9 protein-coding genes (1 of these 9 cut by a window edge) are annotated in these 25,063 nt (G+C 75.7%); 3 read left to right on the top strand and 6 right to left on the bottom strand.

Features of this window, described 5'->3' with window-relative positions; all coding sequences use genetic code 11:
- Nucleotides 1–78: 78 nt before the first annotated feature.
- From ACFQ6N_RS12880 to ACFQ6N_RS12855, 6 genes are all read right to left on the bottom strand, one after another.
- Nucleotides 79–627, bottom strand: coding sequence for a DUF2087 domain-containing protein (locus tag ACFQ6N_RS12880; RefSeq protein WP_380648877.1), 549 nt, complete (start codon nucleotides 625–627; stop codon nucleotides 79–81).
- A 70-nt stretch (nucleotides 628–697) separates the two neighbouring features.
- Complete coding sequence (locus tag ACFQ6N_RS12875; protein ID WP_380648876.1) at nucleotides 698–1,030, bottom strand: DUF6204 family protein; 333 nt, start codon at nucleotides 1,028–1,030, stop codon at nucleotides 698–700.
- A 164-nt stretch (nucleotides 1,031–1,194) separates the two neighbouring features.
- Nucleotides 1,195–2,898, bottom strand: a complete 1,704-nt coding sequence (locus tag ACFQ6N_RS12870; RefSeq protein ID WP_380648875.1) for an MFS transporter — start codon at nucleotides 2,896–2,898, stop codon at nucleotides 1,195–1,197.
- Nucleotides 2,895–3,683: a TetR/AcrR family transcriptional regulator gene (locus ACFQ6N_RS12865; protein ID WP_380648874.1), complete on the bottom strand. Its 789-nt coding sequence runs from the start codon at nucleotides 3,681–3,683 to the stop codon at nucleotides 2,895–2,897. Before ACFQ6N_RS12865 ends, ACFQ6N_RS12870 begins: the two co-directional genes overlap by 4 nt.
- A gap of 73 nt (nucleotides 3,684–3,756) precedes the next feature.
- Nucleotides 3,757–4,152, bottom strand: a complete 396-nt coding sequence (locus tag ACFQ6N_RS12860) for a DUF3037 domain-containing protein (protein ID WP_380648873.1) — start codon at nucleotides 4,150–4,152, stop codon at nucleotides 3,757–3,759.
- A complete protein-coding gene (locus ACFQ6N_RS12855; RefSeq protein WP_380648872.1) occupies nucleotides 4,149–4,907 on the bottom strand; it encodes a HipA family kinase in 759 nt (252 codons plus the stop codon). Before ACFQ6N_RS12855 ends, ACFQ6N_RS12860 begins: the two co-directional genes overlap by 4 nt.
- 771 nt (nucleotides 4,908–5,678) lie before the next feature.
- Here ACFQ6N_RS12855 and ACFQ6N_RS12850 point away from each other — a divergent pair.
- The 3 genes in view from ACFQ6N_RS12850 to ACFQ6N_RS12840 are tightly spaced (at most 53 nt apart) and all read left to right on the top strand, a layout consistent with a single transcriptional unit that may run on beyond the window.
- Nucleotides 5,679–11,687, top strand: coding sequence for a beta-ketoacyl synthase N-terminal-like domain-containing protein (locus tag ACFQ6N_RS12850; protein WP_380648871.1), 6,009 nt, complete (start codon nucleotides 5,679–5,681; stop codon nucleotides 11,685–11,687).
- Between the two features lie 53 nt (nucleotides 11,688–11,740).
- Entirely contained in the window at nucleotides 11,741–24,085 is a 12,345-nt protein-coding gene (locus ACFQ6N_RS12845; RefSeq protein ID WP_380648869.1) for an SDR family NAD(P)-dependent oxidoreductase, read from the top strand.
- Nucleotides 24,082–25,063: the 5' end (the start) of an amino acid adenylation domain-containing protein gene (locus ACFQ6N_RS12840; RefSeq protein ID WP_380648868.1), read on the top strand. It continues 3,704 nt past the right edge of the window; the window shows 982 of its 4,686 coding nt (coding positions 1–982); the start codon lies at nucleotides 24,082–24,084; the stop codon falls past the right edge of the window. The genes ACFQ6N_RS12845 and ACFQ6N_RS12840 overlap by 4 nt, the downstream gene beginning before the upstream one ends.

The raw sequence follows: 25,063 nt of genomic DNA, 5'->3' as shown, positions 1-25,063 counted from the left end.
AACCCAGGACAAGGGTCCTGGGCACGAGGAGGAGGCGGAAGGCCCCGCAGTTCCGGGTGCGGGGCCTTCCGCCGGTCTTCAGCCGGCGCTGCCCACCGGGGCGGCGAGCCGGTAGCGTCCGGACTCCCTGGCCAGGAGTCCGTCGTCGACGAGGGCGCGCCGCAGCGAGACGGCGTCCAGCACGCCGCCCTCGCACCACGGCTGCAGGCGGTCGGTCACCGTCCGCTCGTCGTAGTCGTCGTCGGCGGCGAAGGTGGCGGCGGCGATGTGACCGAGCACCGCGCGACGGGCGTCGGCGTCCTGCTCCGGCACGTTCACCAGGACCCCGCCGCGGATGTGGCCGCGCAGTTGCGGGTCGGGCTGGTCGGCCGCCGCCTCGTCCGCGACGCGCCGGGCGGCGGTCTCCGCGGCCGCGGCGAGGGAGCCCTCGTCCAGGGCCAGCGAGCCGCGCCCCTGGGCGAGCAGTCCGCTGCGGACGAGCCGCCCGATGGCCGGGGCGGCCTGCGGTGCGCTGAGTCCCGAGAGGGAGAGGATCTCCGAGGAGGTCGTCGCGCCGAGGGCGAGCGCCGAGAAGACCCGGCGCAGCACCGGATCGCCCAGGTCGATGGCGAGTTGTTCGGGTGTCATGGGAGGGAACGCATCCTTTCTGAGGCCGGCCCGGCCCGTGCGCGCGGCACGGGCCGGTTCCGTCAGGGGCTCAGCGGCCCTTTCGCTTGACCTTGATCTTGGACAGGTCGGTGGAGACCGACCGGAGGTCGCGGTACGAGCCCCCGAGCTTGTGGATGGCGGCCGCGGCCAGTTCCTCGGCCTGGCCCAGGACGAGGTCCTCGGTGTCCTGGTCGCCCGCCGGGATGAGGACCCGGAAGGTGAAGGTGAGCAGGGCCGGCTCGTACGTGACGGTGCCCTCCTCGGTGAACCGGGCCTTGAACAGGTCGTGCTCGCCGGCCTGGGCGACCAGGGACGCACGCTGTTCGTCGGTGAGCTCGGCGAACTTGCCGTGGGTGATGACCTGGTAGGTCGTACCGCTCATAACTGTGCTTCTCCAGGTGTGGATTCGGTCGTCGGCCCGCGTTCCGCGGGCGCGTGCGGTGGAGTTGACCGCACGTCAGTCGACGACAGGGCAGCAGGTCAGCCTAGCAGCCGGGGGCGAACACCCCTTCGGGCGCCGAGGTCCGGCCGGGGCTCAGCCGAGGCTCACTGCTTCTCCGGCCGGTGCGTCCGGTGCGGCAGGAGGAACAGCAGGCCGGTGACGAGCACCAGGCCGCCGGCCACCCAGTACAGCGCCTCGCTGTAGGTGGTGATGAAGGTCTTGGAGCGGATCTCGCCGAGGGTGCTGCCGACCGTCTTGGCGTCGGCCGTCCTGGCGTCGGCGGCGGAGTCCTGGCCGGCGGCCGGGGCGTTCGCGAGCAGCGTGGTGCAGCTCTCCGGCGTCTTGGTCAGGTCGGGCTGGCCGAGCGCGTCGGTCGCGCAGGTGCGGATCGCCCCGGCCTGGGCCGGTGCCACCGCGGCGGTCGGGATGACCTTGTCGGCCTGCGGGCCCGCGTTGCTCGCCAGGGCGGAGAAGAAGATGCCGCCGATGATCGCCACGCCGAGGGCCGCGCCGAGCTGGCCGGTCGCGTTGATGATGCCGGAGGCCGCGCCGGCCTCCTGCGGCTTGACCTCGCGCAGGATCAGACCGGTCAGCGGGGCCATCAGCAGGCCCATGCCGGAGCCGAGCAGGAGCATGGACGGGGCGGCGTGCCAGGAGGTGATGCCGGTTCCGGCGTGGTTGGCGACCCAGGCGTAGGAGGCGACGCCGAGCATCATCAGCACGGCGCCCGCCACCAGGGTGTACCGCCCGTACCGGGGGTACAGCGTGCGCACCGCGATCGTGCCGACGATCGGGACCCCGAGCGAGAAGGGGATCGCGGTCAGACCGGTGTGCAGCGCCGACCAGCCCAGGCCGGCCTGGAGGTAGAGCGTCCAGCTGAGGAAGAAGCCCGCCGGGACGGCGCTGAAGAGCATCTGCGCCGCGACGCCGGCGCCGAACGCGCGGACCTGGAACAGGGAGAGGATCACCAGCGGGGACCCGTCCTTGCGGGTCTTGTACCGCTCGTAGAAGACGAAGCCCACGATGACGGGCGCGGCGCCGAACAGGCAGGTGATGCTCCAGGCGGGCCAGTCGAGTTCACGGCCGAGCATGAGCGGCAGCATCAGCAGGAGCAGGCCGACGATCGCGAGCAGCATGCCGATCAGGTCCAGCCGCATCGCGTGCGGGGACTTGGACTCCTTCATCCACTTCGCGGCCCCGACCAGGGCGGCGGCGCCGACCGGCAGGTTGACCACGAAGATGCTCCGCCAGCCGAGGTCGAACAGGTTCCAGTCGACCAGGGCGCCGCCGAGGATCGGGGCGGCGACGATGGCCAGGCCGATCATGCCCGCGTACAGGCTGACGACGCGGCCGATCTCCCGGGGGTCGAAGGTCACGTGGACGATCGCCAGGACCTGCGGGACCATGATCGCGGCGGCCATGCCCTGGAGGATGCGGGAGATGACCAGCATCTCGGAGTTCTGCGCGGCCGCGCACAGGGCGGAGGCCACGACGAACCCGGCGACACCGGTCATGAACATCCGCTTGCGGCCGAAGATGTCGCCGAGCCTGCCGCCGGTGATCAGGATGGCCGCGAAGGACAGCGTGTAGCCGGCGGTGATCGCCTGGATGACGACGGCCGACGCGCCGAGGTCGCCCTGGATGGTCGGGATCGCCACGGTGACGATGTTGACGTCCAGCAGGTCCATGAAGGTGGCGACCAGCAGGACGCCCAGCGCCAGCCACCGCTTCGGGTCCGGCGCGGGGGCGTCGGGGGCGATAGGCGGCCCGGCGGTCGGCTGCTCCGCCTGCCCTGCCTTGCTGCTCATGGGTTGTTCTCCGGCTTCTCGATCGATGGCGTCCGGCCCTTGTCGGCGGGACGCCCGGGGGACGGGCGGGAGGTTTCCTCGACGGGTGCGGGGTTGCGGGTGAGCGCACCCCACGAGCGCATCAGCAGCTCGATGGCGTTCGCGACGGTGTCGATGTCGCTGTCCTCGGGGCAGAGCGCGCGCTGGATGGACAGGCCGTCGCCCAGCGAGTACACGACGAGGGCGAGGAACTCGACCGGGGCCGGGGGGGCCACCGAGCGGGCGGCGAAGCCCTGCTCCAGCGCCTGGGCGAGCGCGGCGCGCGAGCGCCGTTCGCGGTCCGCGAGCAGCGGCAGCAGCTTCGGGTCGCGCAGGCCGTAGAGCCAGAGCTCGGTGCGCAGGGCGAGCCAGCTGGCGAGGGTCTCGTCACGCTGGCGGTACCAGGACCGCAGGTTCTCCATCAGGCTGTCGAACGACCCGGCGTCGCGGCTGATCTCCTGCATCTCCTCCAGCTCGCGCTGGGTGCGCTGCTCCAGCAGCGCCAGGACGAGCTCGTGCTTGCCCTCGAAGTTGCCGTAGAACGCGCCGCGGGTGTAGCCGGCGCGCTCGACGATCTGCTCGACCGAGGTGCCGTTGACGCCGTGCTCGGCGAAGAGCTCGGCCGCGGCCTGCAGCAGCTGCTCGCGGGTGAGTTCCCGGCTCTGCTGCCGGGTGAGCCGCTTGGTGATGGTGATCGCCTCCTGATGCGCCGTCGGATACGAGACTGTATCCCAATACAGGCCTGTATCTGAAATGGGTTTCCGCACGAAGAAGGGCTGCCGCCGGCTCCGGGGGGAGGCGGCGGCAGCCCGAGGACGGCCGGTGGGACGAATCCCGAGGTCAGTGCACGTAGCGGCGCATCAGCCGGTCCAGTTCGGCGGCCGGGTCGGCGGTGATGCCGCAGTGGACCGGACTGGGCTGGACGATCGCGCTGCGCGGCGCGGTGAGCCAGCCGAAGCGGGTCCGGGCCGGGCCGGCGGCGGCGGGGCCGGCGGTCCGGTCGCCGCTGCAGATCGCGCGGATCGCGTCGAGCGCGGCCGCGACGCCCTGGACGTCCACCCCGGGGTCGAGGGCGCGCAGCCGCGCCTCGTCCAGGTGGATCGCGGCGCCGAGGAAGTCGGCCTCCCGGCTGTACAGCAGCGCGCCGACGTTGATCCGCTCGCCGCGGTCGACGCGGGGGACGGCGTACAGCAGCGCGTAGTCGAAACCGATGGACGGGCTCGTCACCGTGGTCACACCGACCACCAGCCGCGCGAGCCGGAGCAGCGGGCCAGCAGGTAGTCGCAGTAGCGCTCCCGCAGCACGTCGGCCTCCAGGCCGTTCGCCGAGTTCATGCCCAGGAGGAAGTGGTCGGGCACCAGCGCGACGACCTCCTCCAGGGTCTCCTGGGTCACCAGGGCCGCCAGTTCGGCGTCCAGGTCCCGGAGCCTCGCGTCGGACAGCTCGGCCACCGGCTCGCTCAGGACGTGCGTGTCCATCGGGTACTTGCGCTCGGCCCAGGCGTCCACGGCCGGCCACGAGTGCTGGAAGACCAGGGCGGCGCCGTGGTCGATCGCCCACAGCTCCCGGTGCCAGATCAGCAGGTTGGGATTGGACCAGGTGCGGTCCACGTTGGCCGTGAGCGCGTCCAGCCAGTAGATCCTGGCGGCCTCCTCGGCCGGCGGCTGCCACTTGATGCCGTCGTAGTTGATCGAACCGGGCAGGAAGTCCATGCCCAGGTTCTGGCCGGTGCTCGCGACCAGCAGGTCCTGGACCTCCTGGTCCGGCTCGCGGCGGGCCAGTTCGGGGTCGATGTCCAGGAGCACCAGCTCGGGGACCCGGATGCCCAGGCGCCGGCCGAGCTCGCCGCAGACGACCTCCGAGACGAGGGCCGCGCTGCCCTGCCCGGCGCCCTTGAACTTGACCACGTAGATGCCGTCGTTGTCGGCCTCGACGATGCCGGGGAGTGAACCGCCCTCGCGCAGAGCGGTCACATACTGCGTGCCTTTCACGTTCCGTAACATGCTGGGCACCCTACTCGGGGCGGCGGTGTGCTCCCAAGTTCTGGCCGAATCCGTGTTGTCGGCCCGGGAGTTCCGGGAGTTCGCGGATATCGGTGACGGATCTGCCGGCCGTTCGCCCGGTGAATTCCGGATGCGGCATTCATGGCCGGATTGTCGCCCCCGTCGATGATTTCCGGCCGATCTCCGGAAGTGCCCCGGCGGGCCCCCTCGCCGGCGGCGGTCGGACCCCCCGATCCGGCCGTCGCCGAGAGCGGCCGCAGCGGCACGCCGAGTGACGGTCCGCAGCTGGTGGAGCATCAGAACGCCCTGGTGGGAGCCGTGATGGAGAAAGATCGCCGTGATCGGAATGAAATCCGCCGCCACGGGGAAGGCCTTGTCCGGCTCATACGTCGAACGGGTGTCCGCTCGGCGTGGAGTACGGACGGACGGCCGACGGCTCGTGTCGTGAACGAACTGACACCCCTTGCGGGGCGTGGACATGATCGTTCATGATGATCGACGTCGGGGGGCGTGACCACAGGGACGTGGGAGGCGCATCAGGGCCTCTTCAGCCACCGACTGTTCTTCTTCGGCGGGCTCCATGAATCGTGCGCGGGCGGCTTGCCGTGCACTGCGGAGCCCGCGCGACGACACATCAGGGACGGGGGATGTGGTGATCCGGCGCTGCCGAGTGGTGTCATGCGCATGTCCGAAAACAGGGGTCGGCCGTACGGTGCCGAACCCCCTCCTGCTGCCCTCCCCGTCCACCGGGAGGCCGGCGTGCTGAGCCGGCCGGTCGTCCTGGGACTGCCCTCGCTGTCCGTCGGCGGACTGTCGGAGAACTGGCTGCTGCGCGAGGCCGGCGACCTCCACTGGGAGCTGATCGGCAACCACTTCGGCTGCAAGGTCGCCGACCTGACGGACGGCGACGGCACCAGGCTGTTACCCGCCTTCGTCCGCGTCCGGCTCACCGCCGCCGACTCCCTGCGGTTCTTCTCCGAGCACGACCCCGGGCAGCTCGACGGCACGCTCACCAGGCTGGACGACCAGGCCTTCGTCAGCGACGTCCGGTTCGCCACCGCGACCTCGCACGTCGAGGCCCGGCTGCTCACCGCCTTCGTCCGCAGGGGCACCGGCAACTGGCTCTCGCCCGGCGCCCCGCGCAACCCGGGCCGGGCGCCGGTGGGCCGGCCGACCGCCGAACACCTCGAGTTCCAGGCCGAATTCCGCACCAGGAGCGGGCTCGGCACCGGTGACGGCCCCGGCCTGTTCCAGGACACCTACGAGCTCAACCCGTTCGCCGACGTCAACGCGGCCGGCCTGCTCTACTTCGCCTCCTACCCGCACATCAACGACCGGGGCGAGCGCAAGTACCTGCAGTCGCTCGCACCGGGAGGGGAGTGGGCCGTCGAGGCCTGCACCCTCAGCCGGGACATCCTCTACCTGGGCAACTGCGGCCTGGAGGACTCGGTGCGCTACCGGCTGGACGACTGCCGCTTCGAGTCGGACCACCGCGCGGTGCTCACCTCGACCCTGCTGCGGGAACGCGACGGCCGGCCGCTGGCCCGGATCCGCACCGTCAAGCGCCTCGTCCACCCCGGCGTCTTCGCCGCCCTCTGGGGCGGCGGGGCGGCCCGGGCCCAGGCCGCCGCGCCGGCCCCGGCCGCGGCCCCGGCGCCCGCCCGCCCCGTCCCCGCCACACCCCCCGCCACCGTCCCCGACGGCCTGGAGGCCGGCCTCCTGCCGCTGCTGGAGGACGTGCTCGCCCGGCCCGCCGGCTCGCTGACCGCCGAGGACGACCTGCGCCCGTTCGGGCTGGACAGCCTGGCGCTGTCGGAGCTCGCCGCCCGGGCCGAGGAGGAGCTCGGGCTCGAACTCGACCCCAGCACCATGTTCCAGGCGTTCACGGCCGCCGCCATGGCCCGCGTACTGCGCGGCGAGCGCCCGGCGGCCGCGCCCGGCCCGGTGGCCGCCGCCCCCCGCGACCCGGCGGCGCCGATCGCCGTGGTCGGCATGGCCGGCCGGTTCCCCGGCGCGGAGAGCGTCACCGAGCTGTGGGACCTGCTCGGCCGGGACACCGACGCCGTCCGCGACATCCCGGCCGACCGCTGGGACACCGCCGCCCACCCCGACGTGGTCGGCAAGGCGGCCCTGCTCGACGACATCCGCCGCTTCGACCACGAGTTCTTCGGCATCAGCCCGCGCGAGGCGGCCCTGATGGACCCCCAGCAGCGACTGCTCCTGGAGGTCGCCTGGGCCACCGCCGAGGACGCCGGCTGGGACCCGACCGCGCTGGCCGGCACCCGTACCGGCGTCTACGCGGGCGTCTGCCACTCGGACTACGCCGCCGTCCTCGCCGCGCACGCCGGCCGCGACGAACCGCACCTGAGCGTCGCCGTGTCGCCGTCCCTGGTGGCCAACCGCGTCTCGTACGCCCTCGGACTGCGCGGCCCCAGCGTCGCCGTGGACACCCTCTGCTCCTCCTCCCTGGTCGCCGTCGCCCAGGCCGTCGCCGCGCTTCGCTCCGGCGAGTGCGACCAGGCCTTCGTCGGCGGCGTCAACGTGCTGTGCGACCCGGCCCGGCAGAACGCCTACCAGCGCACCGGCGTGCTCAGCCCGCGCGGCCGCTGCCACACCTTCGACGACGACGCGGACGGCTACGTCCGGGGCGAGGGCGTGGGCGCCCTGCTGCTCAAGCCGCTGGACCGGGCCCTGGCCGACGGGGACCGCGTGCACGCCGTGATCCGCGGCGTGGCCGTCAACCACGGCGGGCAGGCCCAGTCCTTCACCGCGCCCAACCCGGAGGCGCAGGCCGACCTGCTGGTCGCCGCCCACACCGAGGCGGGCGTCGATCCGGCGACCGTCGGCTACCTGGAGGCGCACGGCACCGGCACCCGCCTCGGCGACCCGATCGAGGTCTCCGGGATGGTCGCCGCGTTCGAGCGCCTCTACGCCACCTGGGGGCACCCGCGCCCGGAGCGGCCGCACTGCGGCGTCGGCTCGCTCAAGACCAACATCGGCCACCTGGAGGGCGCCGCCGGGATCGCGGGCATGATCAAGGTGATCCTGGCCATGCGTCACCGCACGATCCCGGCCACCCGCAACATCACCCGGCCGAACCGGATGATCAAGGTCGAGGGCTCCCCGCTGCGCCTCCAGCGGGAGCGCGGCCCCTGGGAGGCGCCCACCGGCGGCGGCCCCCGCCGGGCCGGCGTCAGCTCCTTCGGCATGGGCGGCACCAACGCCCACGTCGTTCTGGAGGAGGCGCCCGCGGCGGCGGCCGACCGGCCGCTCGACGGCCCGGTGGTCGTCCCCGTCTCGGCCCGCACCCCGCAGGCGCTGCGCGCCGCCGTGGCCGCGCTGCTCGCCGTGGTGCGCTCACCGGACGCCCCGCCGCTCGCCTCCATCGCCCGGACCATGCGCACCGGACGGGCGGCCCTGGCGCACCGCGTCACCGTGGAGGCCGCCGACCTCGCCGGCCTCGCCGAGGGCCTCGCCACCGTCCTCGACCGCGAGCCCGCCGAGGAGCGGGAGTCGGCCGAGGAGCGGGAGCCGGCCACCCCGGACGCCCCGCCGGTGTCGCTGCCGACCTACCCGTTCAGCCGTGACCGGCACTGGGCCGGGCCCACGGCCGGCGCCGAGTTCCTCACCACCACCTGGGAGGACGCGCCCGCCCCGCCGACCGCCCCGGCCGGCCGGTTCCTCGCGGTGACCACCGACCGGGACCTCGCCCGCCGGGTGCTCGGCGAGCAGGCCGTCGTGCACGTCCCGGGAGAGCCGCCGGCCGACCCGGCGGGCCTGGCCGGGATCGTCGACCTGGTCGACTGGACCGAGCCCGGCACCCGGGTGACCGAACGGATCGAGCTGCTCCAGCAGGTGCTCGCCGCCAACCCCCGGGCCGGACTGCGCTGCGTCCACGTCAGCGGCGCCGAGCGGTCCGTCCTCGCCGGGTTCTACCGGGCCCTGTCCGGCGAGTTCCCGACCGTCCACGCGCGCACCGTTCGGGTGGACGGCGGAGCCGACGACCTCGCCGTCGCCGTCGCCACCGAGACGGCGGCCGTCGACCGGGAGACCGAACTGCGCCACACCGGCGGCCGGCGCCGCCGCCCGGTGGCCGGGTTCGCCCCGGCCGCCACCGGAACCGACCCGCTCACCGGTCTGGACCGCGGCGCGACGGTGATCACCGGCGGCCTCGGCGGCATCGGCCTGCGCCTCGCGGCGCACCTGGCCGACCGCGGCGCCCGCCACCTCGTCCTGCTCGGCCGCTCCCGGATGCCCGCCCGCAACCAGTGGGCCGTCCTCCTCGCGGCCCCGTCCACCGACCCGGTGCTGCGCGCCCGGCTCACCGCGCTGACCGCACTGGTCGAGCGCGGGGTGACCCTCACCGTGCGCACCGACGCGCTGGACGACACGGCCCGGCTGCGCCGGCTGTTCGGCCAGGTCAGGAAGCAGTCCGGGGACATCGTCGCCGCCTTCCACTGCGCCGGTGTGATGGACCGTCCGACCTCCTTCCTGGCGCGCGGCGCCGAGGAGATCGCCCGGGTGCTGCGGCCCAAGACCGAGGGGCTGCGGGTGCTCCGGTCGGCCTTCGGCGGGCAGCCGCCGAAGCTGCTGGTGCTGTTCTCCTCGGTGGCGGCGGCCTCGCCGCGCCTGGCCGCGGGCTACCTGGACTACGCGGCGGCCAACACCGCGCTCGACGACATCGCCGAGGCCGAGGCCGAGACCGGGGCCGACGGGTCCGGCTGTGTGGTGCGCTCGCTGCGCTGGCCGCTGTGGCGCGAGGTCGGGATGGGGGTCGACCGCGACAGCGCCAGTGCCGCGCTCGGCGTCCCCGACCTGGACGGGACGGACGCGCTGCGGCTGCTCGACCTCGCCCTGCGGGTGCCCGGCCGGCCGGTGCTGCTGCCGTGCCTCGTGGAGCGCTCGTCGGTCGCCACCCAGGAGCTGTACCAGGCGCCGCGGCCGGCCGCGCTGCCGCAGCCGGCGCCCGCGCCGGCCGCCACGGCGGACCCGGTGCTGATCCCGGCGGGCCCGTTGGCCGCCCCTGCGGACCCGGCCGCCGCGCCGGACCTCGGCTGGCTGTACGCCGTCGTGGCCCGGACGACCAGGGTCGACCCCGCGCTGCTGGGGCCCGAGACGACGCTCGGCGACGTCGGCGTGGACTCGCTGCTGATGGCCGAACTGGTGCGGGCGCTCGAAGCCGAGCTCGGCGACGTGGTCGACCCGAGCCTGCTGCAGGAGCACCCGACCCTCGGCGGGCTCGCCGCCGCCCTCGGCGGCCCCGCCGTACCGTCCGTACCCGCCGCACCGTCCGTACCCACGGCGGTGCCCCCGGCGCCGGCCGCCCTGACCCCGGCCCCGGCCACGTTCACGGCCCCGGCCGCCACCGTGCCCGGCGGCCGGCCGACGCCCGTCGCCGTGATCGGCATGGCCTGCCGCCTGCCCGGCGCGAGCGACCCGGAGCAGCTCTGGCAGGCCCTGCTGGCCGGCCGCGACCTCGTCACCGACGTCCCGGCCGATCGCTGGGACACCGCCGCGCTCTACCACCCCGACGGCGGCCACGGCCGCAGCCAGAGCAAGTGGGGCGGGTTCCTCGACGATGCCGCGCTGTTCGACCCCGACTTCTTCGGCTTCGACGACGAGACCGCACGGCACCTGGACCCGCTGGTGCGCAAGACCCTGGAGGTCTCGGTCGAGGCCGTCCGGGACGCCGGGTACACCGACGCCGAGCTGCGCGGGCGTCCGGTCGGGGTGTTCGTGGGCGCCCGCACCGGCAACCACCGGCTGCACCTCCAGGCGCCGAAGCGCGAGTACATCGTCGGCGTGAACCAGAACTTCATCGCCGCGCACGTCTCGCACTTCCTCGACCTCACCGGCCCCAACCTCGTGGTCGACAGCGCCTGTTCGTCCTCGCTGCTGAGCATCCACCTGGCGGCCCAGAGCCTCGCCTCGGGCGAGTCCTCGATGGCCCTGGCCGGCGGTGCGGACCTGCTCTTCGATGAGGAGCCGTACCTCATGCTCAGCGCCGGCAAGGCGCTGTCGCCCAGCGGCCGCTGCCGCACCTTCGACGAGGCCGCGGACGGGCTGGTGCCCGGCGAGGGCGCCGGGATGGTGCTGCTGAAGCGGCTGGACGACGCGCTGCGCGACGGCGACCGGGTGCTCGCGGTGCTCGAATCGTCGGGCGTCAACAACGACGGCCGGACGATGGGGTACACCACACCCAATGGCCGCGCCCAGCGCGCCCTGGTCTCCGAGGTGCTGACCCGGGGCGGGATCGACGCCCGGACGATCGGGTACGTCGAGGCCCACGGCACCGGCACGATGATCGGCGACCCGATCGAGCTCCAGGCGCTGACCGCCGTCCACCGCGCCCACACCCAGGACCGCGGCTACTGCGGGATCGGCAGCGTCAAGAGCTCGATGGGCCACCTGCTCAGCGCCGCCGGCGTCGCCGGGTTCATCAAGGCGGTGCAGATCCTGCGGCACGGCACGCTCGTCCCCACCCTGCACTGCCACCGCCCGAACCCGCGCTTCGCCTTCGCCGAGTCGCCGTTCTTCCCGGTGACGCAGGTCGCGGAGCTGCCCGCCGGCAGCCGGGTCGCGGTGAGCGCCTTCGGCTTCGGCGGGACCAACGCCCACGCCGTCCTCGGCGCCGGCACGCCCGGGGAGCCCGGACGCCGCCCGCTGCCGCCCCCCGCCTACCGGCGGCGCCGCTTCTGGCACCGGCCCGCCGTCGTGCCCGCCCCGGCCCCGCGCAGGTCGGCCCGGCTCGACCTGACCCTCACGTAACCCGGCGCGCCCGCCCCCAGCCCGCCGAGCCGCCCATCACCAGGAGAGAACACGTGGACCGACGGTCCGTACGCTGTGCCTTAGACCTGAACAGGGACAACCCGATCGTCGACGACCACCGTGTGCACGGGGTGCGCACCCTGCCGGGCGTCACCTTCCTCGACATCGTCCAACGGATGCTCGCGGCAAGCGACTTCCCGCTGGAGCGCACCGGCCTGAGCGACGTGCTGTTCGTCGAGCCCGTGGTGACCACCGAGGCCTTCGACCGGCAGCTGACCGTCGAGGCCGAGCCCGACGGCGAGGTCTACCGGGTGACGGCGACCAGCCGGCGCACCCACGACGGCAGCCCGGTCGACGACACGGTGACCACCCACCTGCGGGCGACCCTGCGCACCGACCTGCCGCCGCTCACCGGCGCGCCCGACCCGGCGCCGGCCGGCGCCGCGCGCGACGTCGCCGAGGTGTACGCGACCGGGCGTTCGGCGGGCATCGAACACCGGGCGTTCATGCGGGTCACCGGCACCCTGCGGGCCTCGGCCGACCGGGTCTGGTCCGAGCTCGCCCTGGGCGAGGAAGCGCGCGCCACGGCCGAGGACTTCCTGCTCCACCCCGCGCTGCTCGACGGCGCCACCATGCAGGCGTACGCGCTCGCCTTCGCGGGTGAGGACGCCGACGGGCGCCCGCTGATCCCCCTGCACATCGGCGGGTTCCGCGCGGTCCGGCCGCTCGGCGAGGCCTGCACGGTGAACCTGCGGTTCACCCGGGTGGCGGCCGGCGCCGACGTGGTGAAGGCCGACATCGACCTGTTCGACGCTTCCGGCGCGCCCGCCGCCCGGTTCACCGGCCTCACCTTCAAGCGGATCCGCTCCACGGCGTCGATCACCCGGCTCACCACGGCGGGCACCGAGACCACGGCGGGCGCGGAGCCGGACGCCGCCGCGCCGCAGGCCCACGCCGTCCAGCCGGCGCCGCCGGTCCCGCCGGTCCCGCCGGTCCCGCCGGTCCCGTCCGGCCCGACGGCCGCCGACGACGGGCCGGGCGACCTCCGGGCGGAGGTCGCCGGGCTGGTCCGCGACGCCGTCGGGGACCCCGGCCTGGTGGTCGACGGCGACCTCGGCTTCTACGACCTCGGGCTGGACTCGACCCACCTGCTCTCGCTGGTCCGCGCCTTCGAGGAGCGGTGGGACATCGCCCTCTACCCGACGCTGCTGTTCGAGTACCCCACGGTCGACGCGGTCGCCGCCCACCTGCTCGGCCTGGTGCCCGCCGACCGGCGCGCCCCGGCGGCCCCCGAGGCGGCCGAGCCGCGGCCCGACACCCCCGCCCGCACGCACTGCCTGACCGGTGTCTGGCAGCCGGCGCCCCGCCCGGCCGCACCGGAGCCGGCGGGCCCGCTGCTGGTGATCGGCGACCTCGCGGTGCGCCCCGGGCAGACCACCGTCCGGCGCGGCGAGGCCTTCCGCCGCCTGGGGCCCGACACGTACGAGCTCCGCGCCGACGACGCCGGCGACCTCCGCAAGCTCCTGGCCGAACTCGGCACCGCCCCCGCCGGGGTGCTGCACCTGGCCGCGCCCGCCGCCGACCTCCCCGAGGCCGTCGAGGCGGCCTGCCGTGAGGTCCTCGCCCTGGCGCAGGTGCTCGCGCCGCACCCCGCGCCCGTCGTGCACGCCGGGCCGGCCACGGTCGCGGCCGCGGTGGCCGGGCTGGCCCGGACGGTCCGGCTGGAGAAGCCCGCGCTCACCGTGACCGCCGTCGAGTGCGACGGCGGCTTCGACCCGCGGGCCCTGCTCGCGGAGTTCGGCGACCGGGACGAGACGTGGGTGCGGCACACCCCGGGGCGCCGCGAGGTGCGCCGCTACCGGGAGGCGCGGCCCGATGCCGGGCAGCGGATCCGGCCCGGCGGCGTCTACCTGGTCACCGGCGGCGCGGGCGGCCTCGGCCGCGAGCTCGCCGCCCTGCTGGCCGAGCGCGGCGCCACGGCCGTGCTGGCCGGGCGGACGCCCCCGGCGGAGCCGACCGCGGGCCGGTTCGTCCGGGCCGACGTGACGGTGCCCGCCGAGGTGACGGCCCTGGTCGCCGACGTCCTCGACCGGCACGGCCGGCTGGACGGCGTCGTGCACGCGGCCGGGGTGCTGCGGGACGGCCTGCTGCCCGGCAAGACCGCCGCCGACCTGTCCGCGGTGCTGTCCCCCAAGGTGCGCGGCACGGTGCTGCTGCACCGGGCGACCCGCGACCTGGGCCTCGACTTCTTCGCGGTGTTCTCCTCGGTGACGGGCGTCTCCGGGAACGTCGGCCAGGCCGACTACGCCGCCGCCAACGCCTTCCTGGACGCCTACGCCCGCGAGCACGGCCTCGTCTCCTTCGCCTGGCCGCTGTGGGCCGAGGGCGGGATGCGCACGGACGACGCGACGCGGGCGCTGTTCCGCCGGCAGGGGCAGGTCCCGCTGCCGACGGCGGAGGGCCTGGCCGTGTTCGAGCGGGCGCTGTCGCTCACCGGTGCCGAACTGGTGGTGCTGCACGGCGATCCGGAGCGCGCCCGCGAGGCCCTGGCGCTGGCCCCCGTCACCGCCGCCGCCGTCACGGTGACCGAGCCGGCCTGGACCGGTGAGGGCACGCCCGACCCCGTCGGGGACATCGCGGTGATCGGCGTCGCCGGCCGCTACCCCATGGCCGGGGACCTCGACCGGTTCTGGACCAACCTGCGGACCGGCCGCGACTGCGTCACCGAGATCCCCGAGGGCCGCTGGGACGCGGCCGGCTTCTACGACCCGCAGCGCGCCCCCGGGCGCTCGACCAGCAAGTGGGGCGGATTCCTCGACGGCATCGACGAGTTCGACCCCGGCTTCTTCCGGATCACGCCGCGCGAGGCCGAGGGCATGGACCCGCAGGAGCGGCTGTTCCTGCAGGCCTCCTGGCACGCCCTGGAGGACGCCGGCCTCACCCGTGCCGACGTCGCCGGGCGCCCGGTGGGCGTCTTCGCCGGGGTGATGTTCACCCAGTACCAGATGCTCGGCCTGGGCGCGGAGGACCGGCTGCCGGTCCTGCCGACGTCCTTCGCCTCGGCCGTCGCCAACCGGGTCTCCTCCTTCCTCGACCTGCGCGGCCCCAGCCTCGCCCTCGACACCATGTGCTCCTCGTCCCTGACAGCGCTGCACCTGGCGTGCGAGAGCCTGCGCAGCGGCGACAGCGAACTGGCGCTCGCCGGCGGCGTGAACACGATCGTCCACCCGTACAAGTACCTGCACCTGAGCCAGGTCGGCTTCGTCTCCTCCGACGGCCGCTGCCGCGCCTTCGGCGAGGGCGGCGACGGGTACGTGCCCGGCGAGGGCGTCGGCGTCGTCGTGCTCAAGCCGCTGGCCCGGGCACTGGAGGACGGCGACCGGGTGCTCGGCGTGATCAAGGGCAGCGCCGTCAACCACGGCGGGCGGGCGGGCGGCTTCTTCGTGCCCAACCCGGCCGCCCAGGCCGACGTGGTGCGCCGGGCGCTGGAGCGGGCGGACGTCGACCCGGCCTCGATCGGCTACGTCGAGGCGCACGGCACCGGGACCGCGCTCGGCGACCCGATCGAGGTCTCGGCCCTGAACCGGGTCTTCGGCGGGACGCCGACCCGGATCGGGTCCGTGAAGTCGTCGATCGGCCACCTGGAGTCCGCGGCCGGGATCGCCGGCCTGACCAAGATCCTGCTCCAGCTGCGCCACCGCACCCTCGCACCGTCCCTGCACGCCGACCCGGCGAACCCCGCGATCGACTGGGACGACGCCGGGCTGCGGGTGCAGCGCCGGGCCGAGCCGTGGCCGGCCGGGGTCGGCACCCCGCGCCGGGCCGGGCTGAGCGCCTTCGGCGCGGGCGGGGCCAACGCCCACGTCGTCGTCGAGGAGTTCCCGGAGACGCCCGGCGCGGACACCGGCCCCTCCGGGCCGCAGGCCGTCCTGCTCTCCGCCCGCACCGAGGAGGCGCTGCGCGAACTGGCGCTGCGCTACACCGAGCTGCCGGCCGCCGACCGGACCGCCGAAGTGGCGGAACTGGCCGGGCTGGCGGGCGCCGACCCGGACACCCCCCTCGACGAACTCGGCCTGGACGCGGAGGACCTGCGCCGCCTGGCGCTGGCGCTCGGCGAGCGCTTCCCCGGCCGGTCCCCGCACGTCGACGCCCGCTCCACGCCGGCCGACCTCGCCGCGGCCGTGCCGCAGGCCGCCGGATCGGGCGTCCTGCTGGCGGACCTCGCCTACACCACCCAGATCGGCCGGGAGGCCATGGCCGAGCGGCTCGCCGTGGTCGTCTCCGGGACGGAGGAACTGCGCTCCGCGCTGCAGGCGTTCCTGACCGGCCCGGTGCCGGCCGGCTGCTACCGGGGTACCGTCACCGGGCCGGGCGGCGCGACCGCCCCAGGCTCCACCGCCCCGCACTCCACCGCCCCGGGCTCCGTCGACCCGCACTCCGTCGACCCGCACGAGCTGGCCCGGGCCTGGGCGGCCGGCGCCGCCCCCGACTGGCGGGCGCTGCACCGGGACCGCAAGCCGCGCAAGGTCCAGCTGCCCAGCTACCCGTTCGCCCGGGTCCGCTGCTGGGTCGACAACGTGCCGGGCGCCCCGGTGCCCACGACCCTCCCCGCGCCGGTGCCTACGGCCCTCCCCGCGCCGCTGCCCACGACCGCCCCCGCGCCGGTCCCGGCGGACGTCCTCGCCGACGTCCCGATGGACCTCCCGGTCTGGGAGCCCTGCCCGGCCCCGGCCGCCCGTCCGGCCCCCGACGGCCCGGTCGTGGTGCTGCACGCCCCCTCGCGGGCCGCCCTGGCCGCCGAGCTGGCGAGCCGTCACGAAGGCGCTGTCACAGTCGAGTTGGGCGAACCGGTGGCGGTCAGGCCGCGCCTGGTCTACGTCCTGACCGGCGCGACGGACCCCGCCCCGGCGGAGGCCGACCGGGTCGCCCGGGCCGAGGCCTCCGGCGTCCGGGCCCTGGCCCGGTACGCCCGGGAGTGGTCCCGGATCCCGGAGCTCGACTGGGTGGTCGTCACCGCCGGTGCCGCTGCCGCCCCCGGGCGCGGCGTCACCGACCCGTACACCGCCGGGGTCGTCGGCTTCGCCCGGGTGCTGGAGAACGAGCACCGCGGCTGGTCCGTCGCGACCGTCGACCTCGACCCGGCCCACCCGTCCGCCGCCCTGGTGGCGCCGGCCCCCCGGGGCACCCGGCTCGCCTACACCGGCACGGTCCGCCACACCCAGGTGCTGCGCCCGGCCCCGGCCGGCGACGGCGCGGTCCCGCTGCGGCGCGGCGGCCGGTACCTGGTCGTCGGCGGCGCGCAGGGCATCGGCCTGGCGCTCGCCCGCCGCCTCGTCGCGGAGTGGGACGCGCAGGTCGTGCTCGTCGGCCGCAGCGAACGGCCGGCCGCCGGACTCGGGGACGGCATCCGCTACATCCGGGCCGACGCGACCGACGGCCGCCGGGTGGCCGCCCTCCTCGACGAGGCGGGGCCGGTGCACGGCGTCCTGCACGCCGCCCTGGTCCGCCGCGACCGGCTGACCCGTGACCTCTCGGACACCGACCTCGCCGAGAGCCTGGCCGCCAAGTCCGGCGTCGCGGCCGTCCTGGTCGACGCCCTGCGCGGACGGCACCTCGACTTCCTGGTGTTCTTCTCCTCCGCGCAGTCCTTCCTGGGCGATCCCGGCCTGGCCAACTACGCGGCCGGCTCGACCTTCCTTGACGCTTACGCCCACGCCCTCGACGCCCGCCTGCCCTACCCGGTGCGGGCCGTCGACTGGGGCTACTGGGGCACCGTCGGAGCGGTGGCCGACGACACCCACCGCGACCGCCTGACCGCCGCCGGCTTCGCGTCCATCGAGCCCGGGCCCGGCTTCGCCGCGCTCGCCCGGGCCCTCGGACAGCCGGCGCCCCAGATCGTCGTGGTACCCGGCAGCGCGGCCCTGCGCGATCGGATGGGAGCAGCGAGAACGGAGACGACGCAGATGGTGCCCACCGGCCGGCCACTGACCGCCGACGACCGCCGGGTGGTGGACGACTTCCACGCCCTCGACCGCCGCATGACGACGATCGCCTGCGGGGCCCTGCTGGCCCTGCTCGACGAGCTCGGCGCGTGGCACGGCCCCGACCCGGACGCCGACGAGGTGGCCCGCCGGGTGGGCGTCGTCCCCCGGTACGACCGGCTGCTGCGCACCCTGCTGGCGATGCTCGCCGAGGAGGGCCTGGTCGGCGTCCGCGACGGGCGCCACCGGCCCGCCCCGGACGCCCTGGCCGAGGCCCGGTCCGGCGGACACCAGCGGCGGCTGGCGGACCTCGCCGCCGCGCACCCCGAGCACGCGGTCTTCGTCCGGCTGCTCGCGCACTGCCTGGACCACTACGGCGACCTGCTGCGCGGCGCGCTGCTCGCCACCGAGCTGCTGTTCCCCGCGTCCGGCACCTCGCTCATGGAGGGCGTCTACCGGGGCAACCCGATCAGCGACCTCTACAACGACCTGCTGACGGACCGCCTGATGGCGCACGTCGAGCGGCGGGCGGCCGAGCTGCCGGCCGGCGAGAGCGTCCGCGTCCTGGAGGTCGGCTCCGGAACCGGCGGCACCTCCGCGGGCCTGCTCCGGGCGCTCGACCGCTACGGCGACCGGGTGGAGTACTGGTACACCGACCTGTCGGTCACCTTCCTCGCGCACGGCCGCCGGGAGTTCGGCGAACGCCACCCGTTCACCCGGTTCAAGCGCCTCGACCTGGACACCGACCCCGTCTCCCAGGGGTTCCCCGCGGGCGGCTTCGACCTCGTGGTCGGCGCGAACGTCCTGCACGCCACCTCGGACCTGGGCCGCGCCGTCGGCCACCTGCGCTCGGTGCTGCGCGCCGGGGGGGAGCTGCTGCTCAACGAACTGACGACGGTCACCCTGTGCGGGACCGTCACCTACGGCCTGTTCGACGGCTGGTGGACGCACCACGACACCGCGCTGCGCCTGCCCGGCTCGCCGCTGCTGGACGTGCCGGGCTGGACGGAACTGCTCACCGGGGCCGGGTTCGGCCCGGTGGACGCGCTGCCGGGCTCCGCGCAGACCGGCCGCAACTTCCAGCACGTCGTCGTCGCCACGGCGGCCCCCGTCGCCGCCGACGCGCCGGCCGTCTCCGCTGTCGCCGCCGACGCGCCGGCCGCCACCGCCGCTCCCTCGGCCGACCGCGACCCCGCGGCCGCGTTCACCGAGGAGCTGCTGGCGCTCACCTCGGACGCCTCGGGCATCGTGCGCGAGGAGCTCGACCTCGACCGGGCGCTCGGGGACTACGGCTTCGACTCCGTCAGCTACAGCCTGCTCGCCACCCGGCTGAACGACGGGTTCGGCTTCGACGTGAGCCCCGCGCTGTTCTACGAGACGGCCACCCTGCGCGCGCTGGCCGACCGTCTGGTCCGCGACCACGCGCAGGCGCTGCGCGACCGGTACGCCGTACCGGCTCCCACGCCGGCCCCCGTGCCCGCCCCCGTTCAGCCCCGGGTAGCTGCGGCCGAGCGGCGGCCGGAGCCGGCCCCCGCCCCTCGGGACACCGCCGTCCGGCCCGCCGGCACCGACCCGATCGCGATCATCGGACTGTCCGCCCGGATGCCCGGCAGCCGGGACCTGGACGACTTCTGGCGCCACCTCGCGGCCGGTGACGACCTCATCGGCGAGGCGCCCGCCGACCGCTGGGACTGGCGCACCCTCCCGGAGGGCGTCCACGCCAAGCGCGGCGGCTTCGTCCACGACGTCGACATGTTCGACCCGCTGTTCTTCGGCATCTCGCCGCACGAGGCCGCGGGCATGGACCCGCAGCAGCGCCTCGTGCTGCAGGGGGTGTGGACGGCACTGGAGGACGCCGGCCTGGCCCCCGGCGCGCTCGCCGGCTCCGACGTCGGCCTGTTCATCGGCGCCGGATCGAGCGACTACGACGAGATCCGGCGGGCCGCCGGCCACCCGGTCGACGCCCACGCCGCCACCGCCACCACCCACTCCATCCTGGTCAACCGGGTCTCCTACCTGCTCGACCTGCACGGGCCGAGCGAGCCCGTCAACACCGGCTGCTCCAGCTCCCTGGTCGCGATCCACCGGGCCGCCGAGGCGATCCGGGCGGGGGAGTGCGACATCGCGGTGGCCGGCGGCATCAACCTCATCCTGTCGCCGGACAACCACGTCTTGCTGAGCGGCACCGGCATGCTCAGCCCCACCGGACGGTGCCGCTCCTTCGACGCGGAGGCCGACGGCTTCGTCCGCAGCGAGGGCTTCGGCCTGGTCGTGCTGACCACCGCCGACCGCGCCCGCCGGCACAGCGTCCGGGCCTGGCTGCGGGGCACCGCCGTCAACCACGGCGGGCGGGCCCGCTCGCTGACCGCGCCCAACCCGGCCGCCCAGGCGGCGATGATCGTCCGGGCGCACGAGCGCGCGGACGTCGACCCGACCACGATCGGCTACCTGGAGACCCACGGCACCGGCACCGAACTCGGCGACCCGGTCGAGATCAACGGCCTGCGGCTGGCCTTCGACGAGCTGCGCCGCCGGCGCGGCCTTCCCCAGCCGGCCGAACCGCACTGCGGCCTGGGGGCGGTGAAGGCCAACGCCGGCCACCTGGAGTCCGCCGCCGGCGCCGCCGGGGTGATCAAGGTGCTGCTGGCGATGGAGCACGGCGTGCTGCCGCCGGTGGCCGGCCTCACCGAGCCCAACCCGCACCTGCGGCTCGACGGGAGCCCGTTCCACCTGGTGCGGTCGGCCACGGCCTGGCCGCGCCCGGCCGGCCACCCGCGCCGCGCGGGCGTCAGCTCGTTCGGCTACGGCGGGGTCAACGCCCACGTCGTGCTGGAGGAGGCGCGGCCGGCCCCGGCCCCGGAGCGTCCGGCCGGCCCCTGGGTCTTCCCGCTGTCGGCGCGCACACCGGAGGCGCTGCGCCGCTACGCCGCCGCCCTGCGCGACGGCCTGGACCGGGTACCGGACCTGGCGGACGCGGCCCACACGCTGCAGCACGGCCGCGACGTGATGGCCGAACGGCTGGCCGTCACCGCCGCCGACCGCCCCACCCTGGCCGCCGCGCTCGCCGCCGCGGCCGGGGGAGCGGACCACCCGGCACTGGCCCGGCCCGGCGGCACCGCCGCGGCCGACCGCTGGGTCGCCGGCGAGCAGGTGCGGTGGCCGGACGGCGGCGTGCTGGTGGCGCTGCCCACCTACCCGTTCGAGCGCCGGCGGTGCTGGGTCGGCGACCACGACCCGGTGCCCGGGGCGGGAGCCCACCCGCTCGCGCCGCAGGCGGAATTCGAAGCGCCGAGCCCGGTGCTCGGCCGACAGGAGGTTCAGGTGGCAGTGGTCGCGGGCACGGAAGACTCCCTCGCGGGCGCCGGTGCCCCGGCGGCCGGAGCGGACCGGCAGCACGGCACGGACCGGCAGTACGGCACGGCCGCGGCCGATGGCGCGCGGCTGGCCGTCGTGGCGGGCGAACTGCTGGCGCTGGTCCAGGAGGTGGCCGGGGTCCGGCCGGGCGAGCTCGCCCCGGACGAGCAGCTCAGCCGCTACGGCTTCGACTCGATCATGTACACCAGGCTCGGCCACCAGGTGAACACCCGCTGGGACCTCGACGTGACCCCGGCGTCGTTCTTCGGGGTCGCCACCGTCGACGACCTGGTCGCCAAGATCCTCCGCGACCACGGCCCCGCGCTCCTCACCCGGCACCCCGTCGGACCCGTGGTCCCGCCCGTGGCGGCGCCCGTGGCCGCCTTCATGGCGCCGCCGGTCGCGGTGCCCGCCGCCACCGCCGTCGCCGAGCCGGGCGCCGTAGCCGCGCCCGCCGTCGGAGCGCCTGCCGCCGTAACCGCGCCCGCAGTCGTCGCGCCCGCCGCCGCCCCCGTCGTCACCGCAGCGAGCGCCCCGGCGCCGGCCGCTGCCGCGCTCGACGGCGTCGCGATCGTCGGCATGGCCGGGCTGCTGCCGGAGTCCGACGACCTGGACGAGTTCTGGGAGCACCTGGTAGCGGGCGACGACCTGGTCCGCGAGATCCCGGCGGACCGCTGGGACTGGCGCCGCATCCACGGCGAGCCCGAGCCGGGCCTGTTCCGCACCAACGTCCGGTGGGGCGGGTTCCTGCGCCGGGTCGACCTGTTCGACCCGCAGTTCTTCGGCATCTCGCCGACCGAGGCCGTCGCGATGGACCCGCAGCACCGGCTCGTCCTGGAAGCCACCTGGAGCGCGATCGAGAACGCGGGCATCCGGCCGTCCGCCCTGTCCGGCACGGACACCGGCGTCTTCATCGGCAGCAGCACCTACGACTACTTCGAGCTGCAGCACGCCCTCGGCGTCCCGCTCGACGGCTACAACTCGGTCGGGCGGGCCCACGCGATCCTGTCCAACCGGGTGTCCTACCTGCTGAACCTCCGAGGGCCCAGCGAGCCCATCGACACCGCCTGCTCCTCCTCGCTGCTCGCCGTCCACAAGGCGGCCGAGGCGATCCGGCAGGGCGAGTGCGAGGTCGCGCTGGCCGGCGGCGTCAACGTCATGGTCTCGCCGACGCTGTTCGTCGACATGGCCCAGGCCGAGATGCTGAGCCCGGACGGCCGCTGCCGCACCTTCGACGCGCGGGCCAACGGCATCGTCCGGGCCGAGGGCGTCGGCATGGTGGTGCTCAAGCGCCTCGACGCGGCGGTGCGCGACGGCGACGTCATCCACGGCGTCCTGCGCGGCAGCGCCGTCAACCACGGCGGCCGCACCAACTCGCTGACCGCGCCCAACCCGGACGCGCAGGCCGCCTGCGTGGTCGCCGCCCACCGCCGGGCCGGACTGGACCCCCGGACGGTCACCTACGTGGAGGCGCACGGCACCGGCACCGAACTCGGCGACCCGGTCGAGATCGAGGGCCTGAAGACGGCCTTCGCCCAGCTGTACGCCGACCACGGCGCCGAACTCGCCGAACCGCACGTCGCCCTGGGAGCGGTGAAGACCAGCACCGGCCACCTGGAAGCGGCCGCCGGCGTCACCGGCCTCATCAAGGTGCTGCTCGCGCTGCGTCACCGCGAGCTCCCGGGCAACCCGCAGCTCGACACCGTCAACCCGTACCTGCGGCTGGAGAACAGCCCGCTGCGACTGCTGCGCGGGACCGAGCCCTGGCGGCCGGTCCGCACCCCCGCCGGGGCCGAGGCCCCGCTGCGCGCCGGGGTGAGCGCCTTCGGGCTGGGCGGGGTCAACGTCCACGCGGTGGTCGAGGAGTACCGCGAGGCACCGGCCGCCGGGCCCGCCGGCGACCAGCTGTTCGTCCTGTCGGCGCGGGACGCCGATCGGCTGCGCGACTACGCCGGGATCCTGGCCCGCTGGGCCCGGCGCCACGAGGACGTGGACCCGGCCGCGCTCGCCCACACCCTGCAGAGCGGGCGGGAGGAGTACGCCGAGCGCCTCGCCGTCGTCGCCGACTCGCCGTCGTCGCTCGCGGCGGGCCTGGAGGCCTGGCTGGCCGACGGCGCCGGACACCGGGTGTTCACCGGAAGCGGCCGGGACGCGACCACCGCGCTCCTGCTGGAGGGCACGGAGGGGCTCGACTACCTGCGGGCCGTCGTGGACGCGGGCCGGCTGGACAAGGTGGCGCGGCTGTGGACCGGCGGCGCCCCGATCGACTGGGCGCAGCTGTGGCGGGGGGCGGCACCCCGGCGGGTGCCCGCGCCGACCTACCCGTTCGCCCGGGAGAGCTACTGGCTCACCCCCGGCGACCGGTTCGACCAGGTGCAGGCCGCGGAGTCTGGGCTGATCCCGGCCGAGGCTGCCGCCGTCGCGCCGGCCGGGCCCGAGGCGGCTTCTGCTCCGGCGGCCCCGGTTCCGGCCCCGGCTCCCGTTCCGGCTCCTGCTCCCGTTCCGGTTCCGGCTCCCGCGCCCGCTGCGGCGCCCGCACCCGTACCCGCTGCACCCGCTCCGGCGTCCGTGCCCGTCGCGGCCCCCGCGGCCGAGCCGGTCCGGGCCGACGGGGACCCGGAGACCGTCATCCGCGAGCACGTGCGCGCCCTGCTGGCCGCGCACCTGGGCATGCGGGTCGAACGGCTCGCCGTGGACCTGGCGCTGTCCGACGCCGGGGTGGACTCGCTGGGCCTGCGCCGACTGGGCCGGCGCCTGGGCGCCGACTACGGCGTGAACGTCCCGACCCGGATGTTCTCCGTGCGGCAGACCGTCACGTCGGCGGCGCACGCGGTGTTCGAGGCCTACGGGCCGCTGCCGACGCCGGAGCCGGCGCCGGGAGACCGCGCACCGGCACCCGCGCCCGTACCCGCACCGGTGTCCGCACCCGCACCCGCGCCCGCACCGGCGTCCGTATCCGCACCGCCGGCGGACGGCATCGCCGCCCTGCTGGCCGGCCTGCGCGACGGCAGCCTCGCCGTCGACGACGCGCTGGCCGCGCTGAAGGAAGGGGCGGGCCGATGAGCACCGCACTGCGCGAACTGCTGGCGGCGGTCGCCGCCGGAAAGGTGTCCGAGGACGTGGCCGGGCCGCTGCTGCGCGGCCTGATGGAGCCCGCCCCGGCCGCCCCGCCCACCGCGACGGCCGCCGCCCCGGCGCCCGTCCCGGCTCCGGCCCCCGCCCGGGTGCCGGCCGACCCCGGCCCGCACCCGCTCACCCGGGGTCAGGCCGCGCTGTGGGCCATCCACGAGAGCCGCCCGGACGCCACCTCCTACAACCTCCCGCTCGGCCTCTGGCTCGGCGAGCACGTCGACCCGGACCGGCTCGCCCAGGCGCTGACCGCCGCCGTGGAACGCAACCCCGACCTGCGCATCGCCGTCCGGCTGGGCGCCGACGGCCCGGTGCAGGAGTTCGCCGACCGCCCGGTCGAGGTGCCCCGGCTGGACCTCGGCCATGTGACCGACGGCGAGTTCACCGCCCGCGTGAACGCCCTGGTCCGGCAGCCGTTCGACCTGGCGGACGACCCGCTGCACCGGGCCTGGATGATCACCGCGCCGCGCGGCGAGACCCTGTTGCTGCTCGTCTTCCACCACCTGATCACCGACGGCGTCTCCAGCCACCTGCTGCTGCGCGACATCGTCGCCTGCCACGACGCGCTGGCCGCCGGCCGCCCGCTGCCGCCCGTCGAGCCGTCCACGCCGTACGCCGAGTTCGCGCGGTGGCAGCGGGACATGCTGGCCGGGCCGCAGGCCGAGGAGTACCGGCGGTGGTGGCTGGACCGGCTGAGCGGCGCCTCGACCACGCCCGTGCTCCAGGCGGTCGTCGACCGCCACCGGGTGGGCGCCGCCTCGCACACCAGCGGCGCGATGGTGCAGCTCCGGCTGCCGGAGGCCACCTGGAGCGCCGTCCGGGGCGCCGCCCGCGCGGCCGGCGTGACCACGTTCGGCGTGGTCTTCGGCGCCTTCGCCGCGCTGCTGCAGCGGCACTCCGGCCACCGCGACA

Source organism: Kitasatospora sp. NPDC056446, from assembly GCF_042796115.1.
Taxonomy (GTDB): Bacteria; Actinomycetota; Actinomycetes; order Streptomycetales; family Streptomycetaceae; genus Kitasatospora.
Note: the sequence above shows the minus strand (reverse complement) of the source record. Positions and strands in the feature narration are given on the sequence as shown.

Bases quoted from the DNA above. Each gene is read 5' to 3' on its own strand.
- ACFQ6N_RS12880 (WP_380648877.1), bottom strand. From the start codon at position 627: ATGACACCCGAACAACTCGCCATCGACCTGGGCGATCCGGTGCTGCGC.
- ACFQ6N_RS12875 (WP_380648876.1), bottom strand. From the start codon at position 1,030: ATGAGCGGTACGACCTACCAGGTCATCACCCACGGCAAGTTCGCCGAG.
- ACFQ6N_RS12870 (WP_380648875.1), bottom strand. From the start codon at position 2,898: ATGAGCAGCAAGGCAGGGCAGGCGGAGCAGCCGACCGCCGGGCCGCCT.